The sequence below is a fragment of the Gordonia sp. DT219 genome (genome assembly GCF_049847065.1).
In the GTDB taxonomy this organism is placed as follows: Bacteria; Actinomycetota; Actinomycetes; order Mycobacteriales; family Mycobacteriaceae; genus Gordonia.
The window spans coordinates 1-18312 of the sequence record NZ_JBNCNR010000014.1 but is presented as its reverse complement, the minus strand read 5'-3'; the positions used below and the strand labels follow the sequence as shown (position 1 = coordinate 18312).

Sequence of the window (18312 nt, the reverse complement as noted above, 5' to 3'; positions counted from 1 at the left end):
GGACCCACCCCTCGCCACCACCATTCACGCACGCTGCGGCATATCCGGCGGGATGGCCGCCAACAGCTTTCTCGTGTAATCGGTTTCGGGATCGTGCAGAATCCTGGCGGCGGGACCCTGCTCGACGACACGTCCGTTCTGCATCACCGCGACGGTGTCGCTGATCTGCTCGACGACTGCGAGATCATGGGCGATGAAGAGGGAGGTCAGCCCCTTCTCCCGCTGCAACTCGGCCAGCAGATCGAGCACCGCCGACTGCACCGAGACGTCGAGCGAGGACGTCGACTCGTCGAGGATCAGCACGTCGGGGTCGGAGGCCAACGCGCGTGCGAGACACACCCGTTGACGCTGCCCGCCGGACATCTCATGCGGATACCGCCGCAGGAACGACGAGTCCAGACCGACGTCGCCGAGCAATTGTGCGGCCCGCTCGCGCACCGCGTCGCGTCCCGCCGCAAGTTTGTGGATGCGCAATGGCTCCGCGATCGAAGCTGCCGCGGTCATACGCGGATCGAGGGACGCGCCCGGATCCTGGAACACCATCGCCACGCGCCGGCGCAAGACGGCGGCGTCGGAACCCCGGACACCGACGGCGTCGATGACGCGTCCGTCGACCCGCACCTCGATGCTGCCGTGGACGCTGGTACCCGACCCGCTGCGCACGAGTCCGCTCAGGACACCGGCGATGGTCGACTTCCCCGACCCGGACTCCCCCACGATCCCCAGCGTGGTGCCCGCCGCGACGTCGAGGTCGACGCCGCGGACCGCGGCCAGGGTATCGCGCCCGGTCGAACGACGGATGGTGAAGTCGACGCCGAGCCCCCGCATCGATACCTGTGGCGCATGCTCTTCTGCAGCAACATCTTCCGACGCAGCGCGGTGGGTGACGTCACGCAACAGCGGCCGCGAGTCCAGCAACGTCCGCGTGTAGTCGTTCTTCGGATGGGCGAAGATCTCGCTCACCGAACCGGTTTCGACAACCGCTCCGGCCCGCATCACCAGCACGCGATCGGCGATCCGCCCGATCACACCGAGATCGTGGCTGATCCACACGACGGCCATTCCGCGTTGGCGCTGCAGGTCGGCGACGAGGTCGATGATCTGCGCCTGGGTGGTGACGTCGAGGGCGGTGGTGGCCTCGTCGGCGATGAGTATCTCGGGGTCGCAGGCGAGCGCGATCGCGATCATCACCCGCTGCCGCTGGCCTCCCGAGAGCTGATGCGGATATGCCCGCAGCCGGGATTCCGGATCGGGCAACCGCACGTCCCGCAACAACTTCAGCGCGCGCTCACGTGCCTGGGATCGGCTGAGCCCGAGATGGTGCCGCGGCCCCTCGATGAGTTGCTGCTCGATGGTGAGCAGCGGATTCAGACTCGACGACGGGTCCTGGAACACGAATCCCACCCGAGCGCCGTGCATTGCGCGCAGCACCGCGTCGGAGGCCGCGATGACCTCGGTGTCACCGATCCGGGAGGTGCCGGTGATCCAGGCGCTCGGCGCGTCGAAAAGGCCGGTCGCCGAGAGCACCGACAGCGACTTTCCCGAGCCGGATTCACCCACGATGCCCAGTGTTTCGCCCGCGGCGACGGCGAAACCGATGCCGTGCACGATCTCTCGTGATCCCACCCCGACGACGAGGTCCGCGACCGTCCAGACCGCCGCGTCATCGGAGTCCGGACGCCGCGAGGTATCCGGCATCGGGGATGACGGTGCCACGGCATTTCGGGCGCGGCGCCGGAATCGCCGGGTTCCGCGGTTGCGCAGGATGGTTCGCTGCCGCGGATCGAGCACGTCGCGCACACCGTCGCCGATGAGGTTGAACGCGAAGACGGTCAACAAGATGGCCAGACCCGGGAAGACACCCATCCACCAGGCGCTGGTGATGAACCCCTGGGCGTCGTAGAGCATGCGGCCCCATGAGGGTTCCGGCGGCTGCACACCGAGACCGAGAAAGGACAACGCCGCCTCGGAGAGGATCGCGAACGCCAGGGAGATGGAGGTCTGGACGACGACGGGCCCCGAAATATTCGGCAGCACATGGGCAAACAGGGTCCGCGGCGTGGAGACACCCATCGTGGTGGCCGCCTGTACATACTGTGATTGGCGTACCCGCAGGGTGTCGGCGCGGGCGACCCGGGCGAAGATCGGGACGTAGACGATGCCGATCGCCACCGTCGCCGAGGTGACACCGGGGCCGAGGATCGCGACGATCGCCAACGCCAGCAGCATCACCGGAAACGAGAACATCACGTCGACGATGCGCATGAGCACGGTGTCGACGATGCCGCCGACGAAGCCGGAGAACATACCCAGCACCACCCCGACGACCAGCGAGATGGCCACGGCCACCACGGCCACCCGCATGCTCACCGACGCGGCGAGCACCACCCGCGAGAACACGTCGCGGCCGAGATCGTCGGTGCCGAACAGGTGCGTCCACGTCGGTGCGGCCAGCGCGTCGGGCACGTTGATGTCGTTGGCCCCGTACGGAGCGATCAGCGGGCCCGCGACGGCGCAGACGATGACCACCACGATGACGACGAGGCCGGCCACCGACGCCCGGTTACGCAGGAACAGCCGCCACGCGGAGTCGGTCGAACCCGCAGCGCCGGTGGCTGAATCCGTCGTGGTGGTCATGAGAGCCGAATCCTCGGATCGATGAGGGCATAGAGCACGTCGACGACGAGATTGACGATGAGGAAGATCGCGGCGATCAGGAGGATGGCACCCTGCAGCATCGGGTAGTCGCGGGCGGCGACGGAGTCGTAGACGAGCTTGCCCAGGCCGGGCCACGCGAAGACGACCTCGACGACGATCACGCCGCCGAGCAGCGCGGCGAGCTGGATCCCGGAAATCGTGAGTACGGGCACCAACGCGTTGCGGCCGATGTGGGACACCAGCACTCGGCGACGACTCAGGCCCTTGGACCGGGCGGTGGTGACGAAGGGCGCGTTGGCGGCCTCGAGTACCGCTGTCCGCACATACCGGGTCATGATGGCGCCGGTGACCGCACCGATGGTGATCGCGGGCAGCACAATGTGTTCCAGCCACGGCACCGGTCCGGCGGACAGCGGTCGGTACCCCGCCGACGGCAGCCAGCCCAGCGCCGTCGAGAAGACCGCGATCAGCAGGATGCCCATCCAGAAGTCCGGAACCGAGAGACCGAACTGTGACAGCACCCGAATGCTGTTGTCGGCCATGCGCCCTTCCCGCATCGCCGCCCAGGTTCCCAGCGGGATGGAGATGACCAGGGCGACGACGATGGCCGCGATGGCCAGCGCGATGGTGGCCGGTAGTCGTTCGAGCAGCGTCGTCGTGACCGGTTCGCCGTTGCGGAAACTCACGCCCAGATCGCCGGTGAACACGTTTCCGATGTAGTGGAACAGTTGCGTCAAGGGCGGCTGATCGAGCCCCGACGCGTGCCGCAGCGAGGCGTAGGCCTCCGGCGTGTACCGCGTGCCCAGTGCGATGCGCACCGGATCGCCGGGCACCACCTGGATGAGCAGGAACACCACCACGATCACGCCGAGCAGGACCACCGCCGAGTACAGCAGCCTCTTCAGGACGAAACGGGCCAGCGGCCAACCGAATCCGTTCATGCGCCACGACTCCTGTCCAGGCGTGCATCACGGAAGCGGACCGCCTTGTCCGACCGCACGGTGTAGTCGAGCAGCGCAGTGGTGTGCGCCTGGGTGGCCGAGGGATTGTAGAGATACAGGTAGCTGACGTCGTCGGCGATGCGGGTCGCCGCGTCGGCATAGATCTGCTTGCGCGTGGCGACGTCGAGCTCGGTGCGCCCGGCGTCGAGCAGCCGATCGACGGTCGGATTGGCGTACTTCTGCGAGTTGGATGTGCCCTTCGAGTGATGCTGGGCGTAGTAGTAGTCATCGGGGTCGATGTTGCCGAGCCAGCCGAGCAGCAGGGCGTCGAACTTCCCCTGCGATTGCCGGTCGAGCCACACCCCGAAATCGAGCTGTTCGATGCTGACGTCGATGCCGACGTCGGCGAGGTTCGAGGCGATGACCTGTGCGGCGGTGACCGTTTCGGGGTATTCGGTGGTGACCATGAGTCCCATGTGCAGCGAGCGCACCCCGGCCTGCCGGAGCAGGCCACGTGCTTTGTTCTGTGCGGCATCCCGATCCAACCCCGCGGTGTAGCGGTCGTAGCGGGTGAACCACGGACTCGTGGACGGAATCGCGAGCTGATTCGGTGTCGCGGTGCCGTAGCCGACGACCTGCGCGATGGACGGCCGGTCGATCGCATAGGCGACTGCCTGCCGAACCCTGATGTCGTCGAAGGGTTTCCGAGCGTAGTTCATCGTGACGTACCAGTAGTCGTTGGCGGTCACGGTGCCGAGGGTCACCGCGTCGTCGCCACGCAGGACGCGGAGTTGTTGTGCGGGAATCGCATCGGTCCAGTCGATCTCGCCGGACCGCAGCGCCGACACCGCGGTGGTGCCCTGCGAGATGAAGCTGAACGCGACCGCGCCGACGTGCGGGCCACCCGACCAGTGGCCCGGGCGTGCCTTGAGGACGATGGACGTTCCGGGAGAGCCGGATTCGTAGGCGAAGGGGCCGGTGCCGATCGGCCGGGTGGCGATCTCACCGGATTCCACGTTGCGGCGGTTCACGATCGCCATGCCCTTGAATCCGCCGATCGTCGCCAGCAGGTTCGGACTCGGTGTCCGGGTGGTCAGGACGACGGTCTGCTCGTCGGTCTTCTCGACGGTCGCGACATTCTCCAATCGCCATGCGCTGGCGAGTTGTTGGTCGATGATGCGCCGATAGGAGTACACGACGTCGTCGGCGGTCAACGGGTCACCGTTGTGGAATCGGACACCCGGCCGCAGCGTGAACGTCCACCGCGTGGCATCGGGGCTGATGTCCCAGCGCTGCGCGAGCGCCGGTACCATCTGCAGGTCGCCGTTCGGCTCCACCAGGGTGTCGAAGACGTTCTCCAGGACCTCGAACGAGAAATAGGCGCTGGTCTTGTGTGGGTCGAGCTGATCGGGTTCGCCCGCGATGGCCGCGCGAATAGTGTTGTCGGAGTCCGCGAGACCTGTCCCGGAAGCACATCCGGCCAGCGACCACGCACCGATCAGCCCCGCACCGGCCGCCGACAACGACAGGAACCGTCGTCGGCTGATTTGGGCCGACGCGACCGATGACCGGCACTGTTGGTGCGCATCGGCCATGCGGCCCATTCCCTCCCGCGCCCCCGGGGCGCCCGTGGTCAGTGATTCGCAGTGTGCCCGTACCTGCACGACTCCGCAAACCGGCGGCGTGTCGGCGACCGGGCTCGCCCATGGCGAAGCACGCTCGGGCCATATCCAGCGGGAGCGTGCAACGCCGATGCCGTTCCGGCCCAGGCCGATCCGCCTCGGTCGGTCGACGACATCGGAGATGCGCTGACGTCCACCGCGCATGCGCTGGACCTCATGGAGCCATGAATGCCAAACCCGCTCTGTCTCAACCGCTTATCTTCTCAGCCGATCAGCCAGCCGACGATGGCAGCGGCCCCGAGGTAGAAGAAGTAGACGCCCAGCGCGAGGACCACGACGAATATCGCGCCCACCGGCACGACGCCCCACCGCTGTGCCCACGGCCCGAGATCCCCGATGTGCAGCAACGCTTCCGCCAGCAGTCCACAACCGATGACGAAAAGCATCGCGCGAACGACGTTGGCCCACGTTCCGGCGTTACCCATCGCAGGTGCGGATGCGTCCTCACCCGTGTCACCCCATCTCATGCCACCCACCTCCCTTGTGCGTCTCCGCGGCAGTCACGAGGTGTAGACGCGGCAGGCACGCCGATCTGCACGCGAACGTGTCCGGCGTCACCTACGCGTCGACCGGTGAGGCGGGAGCAGCTAGGGCATGGGCCGATCGGATGCGTCGTAGGCGGCGCGGGAGCCGAGCACGTGGTCGAGGCGCTCGTCAGACCACTTGACGAGTGCGGCGAAGACCGGCGAGAGACTGCGGCCGAGGTCGGTGATCTCGTATTCGACCCGCGGCGGGATCTCGGGGTAGGTCGTCCGGGTGACCAGGCCGTCGCGCTCGAGCTGCCGGAGACGCTGGGTGAGGACCTTGGCCGTGATACCGCCGACAAGGTCGCGAAGGTCGTTGAACCGTTGCCGCCCATGACTGTTCAGCTGCCAGAGGATCGGCGTGGTCCAGCGGCTGAAGACGATGTCGACCACGGGCGTGATCGGACAGCCGCCAGCCGCGGAGTGGCCGGTCTGTTCGTCCTCAAGGTCGGCATGCGTCGTCATGATCTGCCTCACACTCGTGTCGGTTTCCTCTAGGTACCTAGTGTACGCAGGGAACTATCGTCGTCTCGTGTCTGCTTCCGCACGACCACTTTCCCAAGGAGACGACCATGTCCGACCACAGCCACACGAAACGTGAGCTACCTGCTCAGCCAATACAGTCCGTCGACCCGCCGGTTGATGCTGATCGACCGGGCATCGCGGCCGGCGTGACGCGACCCGGCTTGGTGCTGGCCTTCTTGTCGATCGCGCAGTTCATGGTGTTCCTCGATGTCAGCATCGTGAATGTCGCGTTGCCGTCGATCGCCGAAGCGCTGGGCATCCACGAGGTGAACCTGCCCTACGTCGTGACGCTCTACGGCACCGTTCTCGGCGGGTGCCTGCTGTTCGGCTCTCGCTTGGCCGACATGTTCGGCCGCCGCCGGATGCTGCAGGTCGGCCTCGCAGTCTTCGGGGCCGCGTCCCTGGCTGCCGGGATCGCGCAGGACCAGAGCCTGCTGTTCGCCGCGCGTGGCCTGCAGGGCCTGGGCTCGGCGATGATCGCACCGGCCGCCCTCTCGACCCTGACCACGACGTTCGTCGGCGGCAAGGAACGCGCGAAGGCGCTGGGCGTGTGGGGCGCGTTGACCGGCATCGCGTCGGTGGCCGGCGTGACTCTGGGTGGGGTCTTGTCCGACGGTCCCGGGTGGCGATGGATCTTCTTCATCAACGTCCCGATCGCGCTGGCCGCGGTGCTTCTCGCACCCCGCGTGCTGCCGGAGAGCCGCGGGCCACGCCAACGCTTCGACACCTTCGGCACGGTGCTGCTCACCGGTGGACTGCTGACCCTGCTCTACGCGTTGGAGGAAGCCATCGGTCACGGGCGGACCGATGTGGTCGTTCTGGTCTGCCTCGGGGTGGCTGCTGCGCTTCTGGCCGGGTTCGTGGTGGTGGAGCGCCGGGCTGCCGCGCCGTTGGTGCCCTTCGCCGTGTTCGCCATCCGGACCCTGCGGTACGCGAACCTGGCCACACTCTTCCTGCTCGGGACGGTGGTGACCGTCTTCTTCTTCGCCAGCCTGTTCCTGCAGCAGGTTCTGGGTTACTCGCCGCTGCAGACCGGGTTGGCCTACGTCCCGCTTGCACTCGTGGTCGCCGTCGGCGCCGGCGTCGCCTCGGGTCTGGTGGCCAAGGTTCCGGGGAAGATCGTCCTCGTCGTCGGACTCGTCTTGGTGGTCACCGCGCTGGTGCTGCTGGCACGGATGCCGAGCTCGGCCTCCTATCTCACCGGTGTGCTCCCGGTGTTCCTGCTCACCGGCATCGGCATGGGACTCTCCTTCGTCCCGCTCCAGATCGCCGCCCAGGTCGGCGTCCCCGAGGAGCGGGCCGGGCTCGCCGCCGGTCTGATCAACACCAGCCAAGAGGTCGGCGGCGCCCTGGGCGTCGCGGTTGCGGCCACCTACGCATTCCGCCGTGTCGACGAGCTCACCGCGGCCGCCGGCGGCCACCCAGCGCTCATAGCGGCGGCGCGGACGACGGTCTTCCACGACGGGTTTGCCGCCGGCGCCGGGTTCGCCCTCGCCGCACTGCTCGTCGCACTCGTCCTGCTGCCCACCATTCCCAAACATGACGGCCCCATCGCCGCCTGATGCACGACTCGCGATGGTGAAGCTCACCGAACCCGGGGCGGTAGTGTCCTGTTCGGTGAGCACCACCGAGCCCGCAGATACACCGCGCCGATCGCCGGTCAATCGGCGAGGCATTTCTTGGCCGCAGCCGAACAGCCATGTCGCGCTGACCTTTTGGGTCGCATGGGTGGTGCTGCTGGTGGTAGCCCTCGTCGTGACGGCAGTCTGCGCGCCGGACGGCCTGGGCTATCCACTCCTGCTCGTACCTTTTCCCGCGCTCTTGATTGCCGCAGTCGTCGTGCCATGGCTCACCCCATGGATGGCGGCCGAAAACGCGTGGGTCACGCTGGTAGCCACAGCCTTCACCGTGACGGTCTCCGGCCTGGCGTGGTTCGGCGCCGGCATCATCATCGGACCGCTGTCCTTTGCCTACGCAGTTGTCGTTCGTGTCGTCCTCGCCATCTACTTCCGACGAACCACTCCCGCTCGGTCCGGACAGCCGGGCTAGAAGACGGCAGCTATCCGAGAACACCGGCAAACTGCCCGAAACGGCCAACTTGGACAGTCGGGACCTGTTGCCTGCCAACGCCTTCGACGGACTAGACTTCCCAAACCGTGGTCACCTTTCCCGAATTGCTCAACGCGAAACCCGACATGTGGATCAGCGCAGCCGACGATCTGCTAGCGGCCGCCAAGCAGTGCGAACGGATCGAAGACGACATCCACTACAACGGCACACGCCCACTCACCGACAACTGGTCGGGGCAGGCGTTCGGCGCGGCGCATGACTCCCTCGTTCGGATCGCAAACCGATCCCAAGTCGCATCGATCCTCGCGCGGGGAGTCGTCGATCCGCTCGACACGCTGGGGCATGCGGTCGGTGTTGCCCAGCGCGAACTACATGCCGCGGTCGACTACGCACGGTCCCGAGGCCTTGATGTCGACAACACCACCGGTGTTGTGACAATCCCCGACGAGCAAGCGGGCGACATTATGCTGTGCTTCGTGCAAGACGAAGCCACCGAGATGATCCAGGCCGCTCTTGCCGCTGCTACACGAGCCGATGGGGACTGCACGACGGCGCTACAGATACTCAAAGCGGATGACAACGACTCGACGACACTAAAGGCTGCCCAAGAGGCACAACAGAAGATCGGAATCGCCAAGGCACTCCAAGAGATGCGCGACCTGATACCGTCCGGTGCGACTCGGGAGGAAGCCTTCCGCTGGTGGTTAAGCCTCACACCACAACAGCAGAACGACTTCGAACGAGCCTGCCCGGTAGAGATTTTCGACTTGAACGGCATACCCGACACCGTCAAGGCGGCCATCGACCGACCCGAAAATGGCTTCAGCTCCGTCGGCGCCGTTCGATGGGCACTCGCACACAGGAACGACGATTCGATTGACGACTACCCGAACAACTGCGCGAACTTCGTGTCATACGCTCTAAGTGAAGGGGGCTCGCTTCCCTATAAGAGCGATCACTCTTTTGCACGCTTCGACCACGATGGCTGGGGTGTTGATGATGACCCATATCTCGACCCGCTCGGCATCAGTGATAATTTCCCCGGGCTTACCCACACCAAGAGCTGGTCGCTAGCCAATGCGCAGAGAGACTTCTTCCTCCACCACGGCGGCGCCAGTATTTCGCCGAACCAAGCACGTCCCGGTGACCTCTCCTATTGGGAGTACACACAGCACGGGGTGACCGAGGATGGTGACCCGATGACCCCAGGTCAGGCCCACCATGCCGCTATCGTGACCGGAGTCCTACCCGATGGCCAGGTGGTCTATACCCAACACACCTCCAACGACACCGATCTCGCATTACAAGGGCGACTTCCTGAAGTGTCGCAATCTGAAGGCCAGCAACACATCACGATCGTCACTCCCAAGCGCACATGGTGACCACAAAATGAGACACAAAGCAGGAGCCTACTATGAGCGATGACAACCTCAGTATCCGTCCCGAAGCAGTCAAATCCACTGGCCATCAACTCGATTCGCTGAGTTCAGAGGCCACCATCAAGACAAACACCTTCTTCACCTCCCAGGAGCCAGCGGCGGCCGCCAACCCGGGATTCGCCGCAGGCCCCGCACTCACCGCATATTCCAGCCAACTTCACGACGAAATCAATAAGTTCATTCGGGATCTGGCCGCGAACGCCCGGTCCATTATCGACGCCGCTCAAACAATTGCAGCCGCCGACGAAGGCAACACTACCGGCTTCAATCGAGAACTGTCCGCCCTCAATGGGCTGACCAAACCGCCGCTACCTGGCGCATGAGCCCATTCTCTCGACTTCGCGCCCCCATCAGGTGGCGCGCCGTCGCATTTCTGCTCATCCCCATCGTCCTCATCGGCGGAGGATTCCTCACCTACCGGCTGGCCTACCAGAACGCCTACCTCCACCGCCAAGACGCCATCGACAACTGTATCGCCGCCGCACGGCGCTCCATCAGCTTCTTCATGGTTCCAGGGCAGAGCGGCCTCACTGCCACCGACATCGCACATATCGCGGCAACCGCCGAGCCTTCCCATGCGAGAACCGTCAAATCGGTGGTCGACGAAGATGCAGCGAGAATCCTCTTCGACTTGAAAAAGACAAAGGACGACGTCCGCGTTACCTGGGAAGTACTGGGTGAATTAACAATTCCCGACGTTGGCGACTCGACCGTCCTTCAACACTACAGCACCTTCGGTTGCTCGATCGTCGTACTCGATGACGGAACCGTCCACGGCCCCCAAATCGCAGGTATCGACCAAAAGTCTCCGTAACCGCGACCGAGCGAGCCCAACCACTCCGATCAGCAACGGGAATGCAACGCCATTGTCGCCCTTGGCATTCCCCGCCACACCTCAACCGATCAGCCAACCCACGATGGCGGCGGCACCAATGCAGACGAAGAGACACCGAGCGCGAGGACCACGACAAATGCCGCACCCACCGGCACGATGCCCCATCGCTGCGTCCACGGCCCGAGATCCCCGATGTGCAGCAACGCTTCCGCCAGCAGTCCACAACCGATGACAAACAGCACCGCGCGGACGACGCCTGCCCACGCTCCGGCGTTGCGCATCGCAGGTGCGGATGCGTCCTCACCCCTATCGGCCAGTCTCATGCCGCCCACCTCCCTTGTGCGTCCCATCGGCAGTCAGGAGGTGTAGACGCGGCCGACACGCCGATCTGCACGCGAACGTGTCCAGCGTCACCCAAGGGCATCTCGCCGGAAACATTCCGCCGCAGCGGCAACTCCGTTCGGTGCGTACCACCCGAGTCGGCAGCGACACCGCCCCGGTCACCGCCCAATCTGGACATCGTCGGGAGTCATTGCCCGCGAGCTATTTCGACCAATTAGACTTCTCCACCATGGTCCGACCTCCCGCGTTGCGCGACGCGATGTCGGCATGTCGCCCGACGCCGCCGACGATCTACCAGCGGGAGCCGAACAGTGCCCACGACGCGGCCTGACCACCCACACCAGGGCGACAATCGCAACCTCCTAGTCGATGCCTCCCACACCCCGGTCACACGCGCACCGGTCCGCCTGCCCACCCCCATCAACTGGCGCGCCGTCGCATTCCTGCTCATCCCCATCGTCCTCATCGGCGGAGGATTCCTCACCTACCGGCTGGCCTACCAGAACGCCTACTTCCACCGCCAAGACGCCATCGACAACTGCATCGCCTCCACACGGCACTCGATCATCTCTCGCCTGGTCCCCGGAGACGACGGCCTCACCGCCGCCCACATCGCGCGTATCGCGGCAACCACCGAGCCCTCTCACATCGCCACCGTCAAGTCCGTCGTCGACGAAGATGCAGCCCAGATACTCTCCGACCTGAACAAGACAAAAGACGACGTCCGCGTGACGTGGGAAGTCAGCGGCGACTTGACGATTCCCGACATTGTTGACTCGGTCAGTCTCCAGCGTGACAGCGCCTTCGGCTGCTCTGTCGTCGTACTCAAGGACGGAACCGTCCACGGTACCCAGGGTGTGGGGGTCAAGAGTAGGTACCCATCGCCAGACTGAACGACACCGAACCCAGTGCAATATTCACCCCAAGAATGTGTTGCCATCGATCACGGTCATCTGTGGTCGACGGATAGGTCACTGAAAGGAGTGCAGGCGTGGTCGCATATTCCGACACACATCGCGTGCCGGTCCCGTCGGGTTGGACCGCAACCGACTTCACGGTGCAGGTGTTGAGTCATGCGCCGCGGTGGCTCACCCGCGTGTTGGACCTGCGCGACAGGTTCATGGGTCGATTGGGCTTTGCCACTCAACCTTCCCGATCGCGAAACGTCGAAGTCATCCCCGGTGGGACTGCAGGACCATTCGTGTTCTCCGAGGTCAACTCTTCGATCGTGCGAGGAGGAAATGCCGACAGGCGGATAGTGTTCGAATCAACGTTCCGCGTCGAGCTGCGGTCGGGAGTTTCCTACGGAGTTCTGGAAACTCAGACCCACAGCGTGGACTGCCTGGGAGCCGCCTACGCAACCATCATTCGGCCGGCACACAAAGCAGTCATGACCTCAGTCCTCCGTTCGGCCATGTCGGGCGTTCGCCTCGACGGGTAAGCCGTCGGGGAGGCAAGAGTAGGTATAGGTAGTAGTCGCCGTCGCAGGTCTCGCGAGGTCGGAGCGACCGGGCCTCACCAGGGTGATGGTCCCCGAAAGAATACGTAGTCCCAGCCCCAGAAAGAGCGGAGCCCCAGAAAGAGAGCAACCCCAGGGTGCCGTAGCCAAACCTGGGGCCAGACGGATCGTCGGAACTCGGGGGGAGAGTTCGGAGAATCCATACCTTGCTCGTCGACGAGCATAGCATCGACGAGGAGACCTTGCCGCGGGCTCGCTCGCAGATTGCGCGAATTCCGTTCCGGCCGTGGCCGTTGGCTAACCTCTCATGCGCTTTGCTTGCGCGCGCACATCGGCGTCATGCGCCATGTCCTGATCGACGAGGGCGGCCACCATCACCGCCAGCGGATCATCAGGACCCGACGGAACCGGCAAACCTTCTGACACCCGCGCCTCGACGATCAGCTCCGCGCTCACCTGCCATGCCGCGCTCACGTTCGGCCAAACCCGCTCCACCAACGCCTCGGTCTCCGCGCTCACCTCGATCAGATCAAACTCCGGGTCGTCCGCCAGCCACTCGGGTCTTCGTTACTCAACACTCGGACTCCCTGTCCGGGCGCGTACCGGAGAGGCATCCGATCTAAAAAATCCCAAATGGCACCCTCACTCGCCGGGACGTTGGGCGCTATTGCGGGTCCATATTCCGGGAGTACGAGTTGCGTTGTGAGGCTCAGTCCGGCGCAGACTCCGCGAGCCAGGACACGCCCTCCGCTATCCGTGACCTCGATGTACCCACGGCTATATGAAAGGACGTCCGCACTTTGATCGTCGATCAAGGCGGTGAGATCGGCTCCGCCGATGAATGCCATTAGCACATGATCCCCCAGGATCGGCCGACCTGAGTTAGCTCGTATCGAGTGTCGGGAAGCAATTCGTCCCCGTAACCCACCTCCGCGCTCGCTGAGATGCAAAGCGGCCACAGAACGAGGAAGTTCGATGGTGCGCGATATCGACACTTAGTCGACACGAGGGTTGCGGCGCGTGAGCAAAACCGGCTCTGAGCTGGTCTTTCTCGTTGCTCCCCCACCAGGACTCGAACCTGGAATGCCTGAACCAAAATCAGAAGTGTTGCCGATTACACCATGGGGGATTGTTGCGGACCCGATTGTGCCACAGCGCTACGCACGGGTCCGCATCGATTCCCGCGCACGCGCCGACTCGCGGTGCGCGGGAACGCAGACCTCAGTCCTTCGGACCACCGGCGACGTAGACCACCTGGCCGGAGACGAATCCGGCGCCCTCGCTGATGAAGAACGATGCGGTGTGGGCGATGTCCTCGGGCACGCCGGTGCGGTTGACCGGGATCTCCGCGGCGGCGGCACGCTTGAAATCCTCGAACGGAACGCCGACCCGGGCAGCGGTGGCCGCGGTCATCTCGGTCTCGATGAAGCCGGGGGCGATGGCGTTGGCGGTGACGCCGAACTTGCCGAGCTCGATGGCGAGGGTCTTGGTGAAGCCCTGCATACCCGCCTTGGCCGCGGAGTAGTTGGACTGACCGCGGTTACCCAGCGCCGAGGTGCTCGACAGGTTCACGATGCGACCCCAGCCCGCGTCGACCATGTGCTTCTGCGCGGCCTTCGTGACGTTGAACGCGCCGCGCAGGTGGACGGCCATCACGGTGTCCCAGTCGTCCACGCTCATCTTGAACAGCAGGTTGTCGCGCAGCACGCCGGCGTTGTTGACCACGACGGTCGGGGCACCGAGCTCGGCGACGACCTTGTCCACCGCCGCGCCGACCGACGCCTCGTCGGACACGTCCGCGCCCACGGCGATGGCCTTGCCGCCCGCGTCGGTGATGGCCTTGACGGTGTCGGCGCAGGCCGCCTCGTCGAGATCGAGCACGGCGACGGCGAGTCCGTCGGCGGCGAGTCGTTTGGCGACGGCCGCGCCGATCCCGCGTGCCGAACCGGTCACGATTGCTGTCTTCTGGGTGCTCATCGGCTTCCCTTCATTGGTTTCCGTCGAGTGTGACGTGAGTCCCTTTGGTTCTATCAGGCAGCGTTCGCACCGGGGGACGGGGTCGGGCGCCGCGAACCACTCAGTAGTATCCAGACGTTGCCCGCGCGGCGAAGCCCGATACGGGACCGCCCGACTCTCGCCCGAACTCACCGGACCCAGCTCCATCGGAGGTCTACATGACACAGACGTCCCCGACGACGACCGCCGTCATCGTCCTCGCCGCCGGAGCGGGCACGCGGATGCGGTCGAAGACGCCGAAGATCCTGCACACCATCGCCGGACGCACGCTCGTCGGACACGCCCTGCACGGCGCCGACGGCATCGCCCCCACGCATCTGGTCGCCGTCGTCGGCCACGAACGTGAACGCGTGTCCGACTCGATCACCGCGACCGCCAAGGGACTCGGCACCGGCGTCACCATCGCCGTGCAGGACGCGCCGCTCGGTACCGGCGACGCCGCCCGGGCCGGGCTCACCGCGCTGCCCGGCGACTTCGACGGCACCGTCGTCGTCACCGCCGCCGACGTCCCGCTGCTCGACGCGCCGACCCTGCGGGCCCTCGTCGAGACCCACGCCGCCGACGGCGGGGCCGCGGTGACCGTCACGGGATTCACCGCCGAGGACCCGAACGGCTACGGCCGGATCGTCCGTGACGGCGACGGGAACGTCCACGCAATCGTCGAACACAAGGACGCCTCGCCCGAGCAACTCGCCATCACAGAGCTCAACGCCGGGGTATACGCCTTCGACGCGGCCACCCTGCGTACTGCGCTGGCCGGTCTCTCGACAAACAACGAGCAGGGCGAGTTCTACCTCACCGACGTCGTGGAGATCGCCCGAAACCACGGAAAAGCCGTGCGCGCCTTCACTATCGGCGATCCGATGCTCGTCGCCGGCTGCAACGATCGCGCCCAGCTCGCCGAGCTCGCCGCCGAACTCAACCGGCGCATCATCCGTCGCCATCAGCTCGCCGGGGTGACCGTCGCCGATCCCGCCACCACCTGGATCGACATCGACGTCACGATCGGGGAGGACGTGCGCATCGATCCGGGAACCCAGCTGCACGGCGTCACCGCGATCGGTTCGGACGCCGTCGTCGGTCCCGATTCGACTCTCACCGACGTCGTCGTCGGCCGCGGCGCGCAGGTCATCCGGACCCACGGCAGCAATGCGGCGATCGGCGACGGCGCCTCGGTCGGTCCGTTCGCCTATCTGCGGCCGGGGACCATCCTGGGCGTCAACGGCAAGATCGGCACCTTTGTGGAGACGAAGAACGCGATCATCGGCGCGGGCAGCAAGGTGCCGCACCTCACCTACGTCGGGGATGCGTCGATCGGCGACCGATCGAACATCGGGGCGTCGAGCGTGTTCGTCAACTACGACGGCGTGAACAAGCATCAGACGGTCATCGGGTCGAACTGCCGGACCGGTTCTGACAACATGTTCGTCGCACCTGTGCAGGTCGGTGACGGCGCGTACACGGGTGCGGGTACCGTCGTGCGCGACGATGTCCCGCCCGGTGCGCTCGCGGTATCGGCGGGCGCGCAACGCAACATCGAGGAATGGGTGGTTCGCAAGCGGCCGGACACGGCCGCCGCGCAGGCCGCCCGCTCGGCCACCGAGACGCCCTCGACACCGACCATCGACGGACCCGCACCGTCGTAGCCCGCCCGACCCAGCAGTACCCGCCACGGCAACACCGACCACGACCAGCCAGCCCCGAGTAGAAGAGTTTTCATGACCTGGACGACCGACAACCAGAAGAACCTGATGCTGTTCTCGGGGCGTGCGCATCCCGAACTCGCTCAGGCCGTCGCCGACGAACTGGGCATCAAGCTGACTCCGCAGACCGCCCGCAACTTCGCCAACGGTGAGCTGTTCGTCCGCTTCGAGGAGTCGGTACGCGGATCGGATGCCTTCGTGCTGCAGAGCTGCCCGGCCCCGCTCAACGAGTGGGTGATGGAGGCGCTGATCATGATCGACGCGCTCAAGCGCGGGTCGGCCAAGCGGATCAGCGTGATCCTGCCGTTCTACCCGTACGCCCGCCAGGACAAGAAGCACCGCGGCCGTGAACCCATCTCCGCTCGCCTCATCGCCGACCTGATGAAGACCGCGGGCGCCGACCGCATCATCACCGTCGACCTGCACACCGACCAGATCCAGGGCTTCTTCGACGGCCCGGTCGACCACATGCACGCGTTGGGTCAGCTCTCGGACTACGTGCGCGAGAAATACGGCACCGACAACATCGCCATCGTCTCCCCCGATTCCGGCCGCGTGCGCGTCGCCGAGAAGTGGGCCGATGCGCTCGGCGGCGCACCGGTCGCGTTCATCCACAAGACCCGTGACCCGTTGGTGGCCAACCAGGTCGTGGCACACCGCGTGGTCGGCGACGTCGAGGGCCGCACCTGCGTGCTCATCGACGACATGATCGACACCGGCGGCACCATCGCGGGCGCGGTGAGCAAACTCAAGGACGCGGGCGCCGGTGACGTCATCATCGCCACCACCCACGCCGTGTTCTCCGATCCGGCCACCGAACGGCTCGCCAACTGCGGTGCCACCGAGGTCATCGCCACCGACACGCTGCCGATCCCGCAGGACAAGCGCTTCGACACGCTCACCGTCCTGTCCATCGCCCCGCTGCTCGGCCAGACCATCCGCGAGGTATTCGAGAACGGTTCGGTGACAAGCCTTTTCGACGGCATCGCCTGAACCGGGGACGTCGGGGCGCGTCGCGGCGCACTCCCCCCGACGACCTCGAATAGGGTGTGAGTCGTGAAGGCGACGATCTACCACAACCCTCGGTGCTCGACCTCCCGCAAGGCCCTGGAGAAGTTGCGCGATGCGGGAATCGAACCCACCATCGTGAAATACCTCGACAAGCCCTACACGCGTCCGCAGCTCGAAGCGCTGCTCACCGACGCGGGCCTGAGCGCACAGCAGGCGGCCCGCAAACGCGAGGCGCTCTACAAAGAACTCGACCTCGCCGACGCGTCCGAGGACACGCTGCTCGACGAGATGGTTGCCCACCCCGTGCTCGTGGAGCGTCCCTTCGTCGTCACCGACAAGGGCACACGGCTGGGCCGTCCGATCGATTTGCTCGACGAGATCCTCTGAGCCGACCGGGATCTGGCTCAGATCGCCAGGATCAGCCGCACCACGGCGAAGATCACCCAGGCCACCGCGACGAGTTTGGTGACCGGATTCCACAACAACCGCGTGAGCGGTGGCGGCGGTCGGCGGGTGATGCGGCAGGCCAGCACGGCCACGGCGAGCGCCAGCACCGCCGCGACCATCGGCAGACCGAACGGATGCGCGGCGAACGACTGCGCCCAGTCGCCGTGGCAGGCATAGACCCACGCGCGGGTCAGCCCGCATCCGGGACACGGCAGGCCCGTCACCAGCCGGAACGGGCACAGAATCGGACCGTGCTCGATACCTGCCGACGGCAGCGCGCACGCCACGCCGACACCGACGACCCCGACGCCCGCGACCAGTTCACTGGCCGCGAGTCGCGGGGTCCGGGTCTCGGTGTCGACGGTCATGGTGGCGAATTCTGCCGACTCAGTCGGCCAACGGCCGTCCGTCGGAGTCGGTGACCTTGCCCGTCAGCATCATGATGCCGCGAGCGCCATCTGCTGCAGCTCGGCAATCCCGAGGGGGCCGTACTCCTGGCCGAGAACGTTGACGTAGAAGGAGCCGCCCGCGGGCTGGCCGTATCCAAACGCAGGTGGTTGCTGGTAGGTCATGGGCGCCAATGCTAGTGTCCCGCGCCGTTAATTCGTTTTAGAAGTCTGCCGAGGGATTCGAGTATCTCTTCGGCGGTCTTGGTCCACA

Annotated in this window: 20 protein-coding genes and 1 tRNA gene; 10 read left to right on the top strand and 11 right to left on the bottom strand. The window is 65.6% G+C overall.

Going from position 1 to position 18312, the window contains the following annotated elements; genetic code table 11:
- Nucleotides 1-24: 24 nt before the first annotated feature.
- The 5 genes from ACPXB3_RS16000 to ACPXB3_RS15980 all read right to left on the bottom strand — a co-directional run bounded on the left by ACPXB3_RS16000 (nucleotide 25) and on the right by ACPXB3_RS15980 (nucleotide 6270).
- The gene (locus ACPXB3_RS16000) at nucleotides 25-2637 is read right to left on the bottom strand and encodes a dipeptide ABC transporter ATP-binding protein (RefSeq protein WP_425728385.1); all 2613 of its coding nucleotides are present in this window, start codon (nucleotides 2635-2637) and stop codon (nucleotides 25-27) included.
- Complete coding sequence (locus tag ACPXB3_RS15995) at nucleotides 2634-3599, bottom strand: ABC transporter permease (RefSeq protein WP_425728383.1); 966 nt, start codon at nucleotides 3597-3599, stop codon at nucleotides 2634-2636. Before ACPXB3_RS15995 ends, ACPXB3_RS16000 begins: the two co-directional genes overlap by 4 nt.
- The gene (locus ACPXB3_RS15990) at nucleotides 3596-5194 is read right to left on the bottom strand and encodes an ABC transporter substrate-binding protein (RefSeq protein ID WP_425728381.1); all 1599 of its coding nucleotides are present in this window, start codon (nucleotides 5192-5194) and stop codon (nucleotides 3596-3598) included. The genes ACPXB3_RS15995 and ACPXB3_RS15990 overlap by 4 nt, the downstream gene beginning before the upstream one ends.
- A gap of 290 nt (nucleotides 5195-5484) precedes the next feature.
- Nucleotides 5485-5748, bottom strand: a complete 264-nt coding sequence (locus ACPXB3_RS15985) for a hypothetical protein (protein ID WP_425728379.1) — start codon at nucleotides 5746-5748, stop codon at nucleotides 5485-5487.
- A 120-nt stretch (nucleotides 5749-5868) separates the two neighbouring features.
- Nucleotides 5869-6270: a winged helix-turn-helix transcriptional regulator gene (locus ACPXB3_RS15980; RefSeq protein ID WP_425728377.1), complete on the bottom strand. Its 402-nt coding sequence runs from the start codon at nucleotides 6268-6270 to the stop codon at nucleotides 5869-5871.
- A 107-nt stretch (nucleotides 6271-6377) separates the two neighbouring features.
- Here ACPXB3_RS15980 and ACPXB3_RS15975 point away from each other — a divergent pair, with 107 nt between their 5' ends.
- The 5 genes from ACPXB3_RS15975 (at nucleotide 6378) to ACPXB3_RS15955 (ending at nucleotide 10653) form a co-directional block, all read left to right on the top strand.
- Complete coding sequence (locus ACPXB3_RS15975; protein ID WP_425728375.1) at nucleotides 6378-7892, top strand: MFS transporter; 1515 nt, start codon at nucleotides 6378-6380, stop codon at nucleotides 7890-7892.
- Between the two features lie 55 nt (nucleotides 7893-7947).
- Complete coding sequence (locus ACPXB3_RS15970; protein WP_425704748.1) at nucleotides 7948-8379, top strand: hypothetical protein; 432 nt, start codon at nucleotides 7948-7950, stop codon at nucleotides 8377-8379.
- 107 nt (nucleotides 8380-8486) lie between these two features.
- Nucleotides 8487-9782: an amidase domain-containing protein gene (locus tag ACPXB3_RS15965; protein ID WP_425728373.1), complete on the top strand. Its 1296-nt coding sequence runs from the start codon at nucleotides 8487-8489 to the stop codon at nucleotides 9780-9782.
- 32 nt (nucleotides 9783-9814) lie between these two features.
- Nucleotides 9815-10162, top strand: a complete 348-nt coding sequence (locus ACPXB3_RS15960) for a hypothetical protein (RefSeq protein ID WP_425704750.1) — start codon at nucleotides 9815-9817, stop codon at nucleotides 10160-10162.
- The gene (locus ACPXB3_RS15955) at nucleotides 10159-10653 is read left to right on the top strand and encodes a hypothetical protein (RefSeq protein WP_425704751.1); all 495 of its coding nucleotides are present in this window, start codon (nucleotides 10159-10161) and stop codon (nucleotides 10651-10653) included. Before ACPXB3_RS15960 ends, ACPXB3_RS15955 begins: the two co-directional genes overlap by 4 nt.
- Nucleotides 10654-10742: 89 nt before the next feature.
- Here the strand turns inward: ACPXB3_RS15955 and ACPXB3_RS15950 are convergent, their stop codons facing one another.
- Nucleotides 10743-10997 (bottom strand): hypothetical protein, encoded by a 255-nt coding sequence (locus ACPXB3_RS15950; RefSeq protein ID WP_425704752.1) that lies wholly within the window; start codon nucleotides 10995-10997, stop codon nucleotides 10743-10745.
- Between the two features lie 330 nt (nucleotides 10998-11327).
- Here ACPXB3_RS15950 and ACPXB3_RS15945 point away from each other — a divergent pair, with 330 nt between their 5' ends.
- Together ACPXB3_RS15945 and ACPXB3_RS15940 are read left to right on the top strand one after the other, a co-directional pair.
- On the top strand, nucleotides 11328-11909 hold the full coding sequence (locus tag ACPXB3_RS15945; protein WP_425728371.1) for a hypothetical protein: 582 nt from the start codon (nucleotides 11328-11330) through the stop codon (nucleotides 11907-11909).
- 98 nt (nucleotides 11910-12007) lie between these two features.
- The gene (locus ACPXB3_RS15940; protein ID WP_425704754.1) at nucleotides 12008-12457 is read left to right on the top strand and encodes a DUF2867 domain-containing protein; all 450 of its coding nucleotides are present in this window, start codon (nucleotides 12008-12010) and stop codon (nucleotides 12455-12457) included.
- A gap of 315 nt (nucleotides 12458-12772) precedes the next feature.
- On the opposite strand, the gene ACPXB3_RS15935 is transcribed toward ACPXB3_RS15940, so the two are convergent.
- From ACPXB3_RS15935 to ACPXB3_RS15925, 3 genes are all read right to left on the bottom strand, one after another.
- Nucleotides 12773-12994, bottom strand: a complete 222-nt coding sequence (locus ACPXB3_RS15935; RefSeq protein WP_425704755.1) for a hypothetical protein — start codon at nucleotides 12992-12994, stop codon at nucleotides 12773-12775.
- A 538-nt stretch (nucleotides 12995-13532) separates the two neighbouring features.
- Nucleotides 13533-13604: transfer RNA gene (locus ACPXB3_RS15930), tRNA-Gln, on the bottom strand.
- Between the two features lie 92 nt (nucleotides 13605-13696).
- Entirely contained in the window at nucleotides 13697-14452 is a 756-nt protein-coding gene (locus ACPXB3_RS15925; RefSeq protein ID WP_425704768.1) for an SDR family oxidoreductase, read from the bottom strand.
- A 197-nt stretch (nucleotides 14453-14649) separates the two neighbouring features.
- On the opposite strand from ACPXB3_RS15925, the gene glmU reads away from it, so the two are divergent.
- The 3 genes from glmU to arsC all read left to right on the top strand — a co-directional run bounded on the left by glmU (nucleotide 14650) and on the right by arsC (nucleotide 17592).
- A complete protein-coding gene (gene glmU / locus ACPXB3_RS15920) occupies nucleotides 14650-16137 on the top strand; it encodes a bifunctional UDP-N-acetylglucosamine diphosphorylase/glucosamine-1-phosphate N-acetyltransferase GlmU (protein WP_425704769.1) in 1488 nt (495 codons plus the stop codon).
- Between the two features lie 72 nt (nucleotides 16138-16209).
- A complete protein-coding gene (locus tag ACPXB3_RS15915; protein WP_425704770.1) occupies nucleotides 16210-17187 on the top strand; it encodes a ribose-phosphate diphosphokinase in 978 nt (325 codons plus the stop codon).
- Between the two features lie 63 nt (nucleotides 17188-17250).
- Nucleotides 17251-17592, top strand: a complete 342-nt coding sequence (gene arsC / locus ACPXB3_RS15910; protein ID WP_425728369.1) for an arsenate reductase (glutaredoxin) — start codon at nucleotides 17251-17253, stop codon at nucleotides 17590-17592.
- A gap of 17 nt (nucleotides 17593-17609) precedes the next feature.
- Here arsC and ACPXB3_RS15905 read toward each other — a convergent pair whose 3' ends face one another.
- Nucleotides 17610-18020, bottom strand: coding sequence for a DUF2752 domain-containing protein (locus tag ACPXB3_RS15905; protein ID WP_425704772.1), 411 nt, complete (start codon nucleotides 18018-18020; stop codon nucleotides 17610-17612).
- A gap of 69 nt (nucleotides 18021-18089) precedes the next feature.
- On the bottom strand, nucleotides 18090-18224 hold the full coding sequence (locus ACPXB3_RS15900) for a hypothetical protein (RefSeq protein ID WP_425728367.1): 135 nt from the start codon (nucleotides 18222-18224) through the stop codon (nucleotides 18090-18092).
- Nucleotides 18225-18312 lie beyond the last annotated feature (88 nt).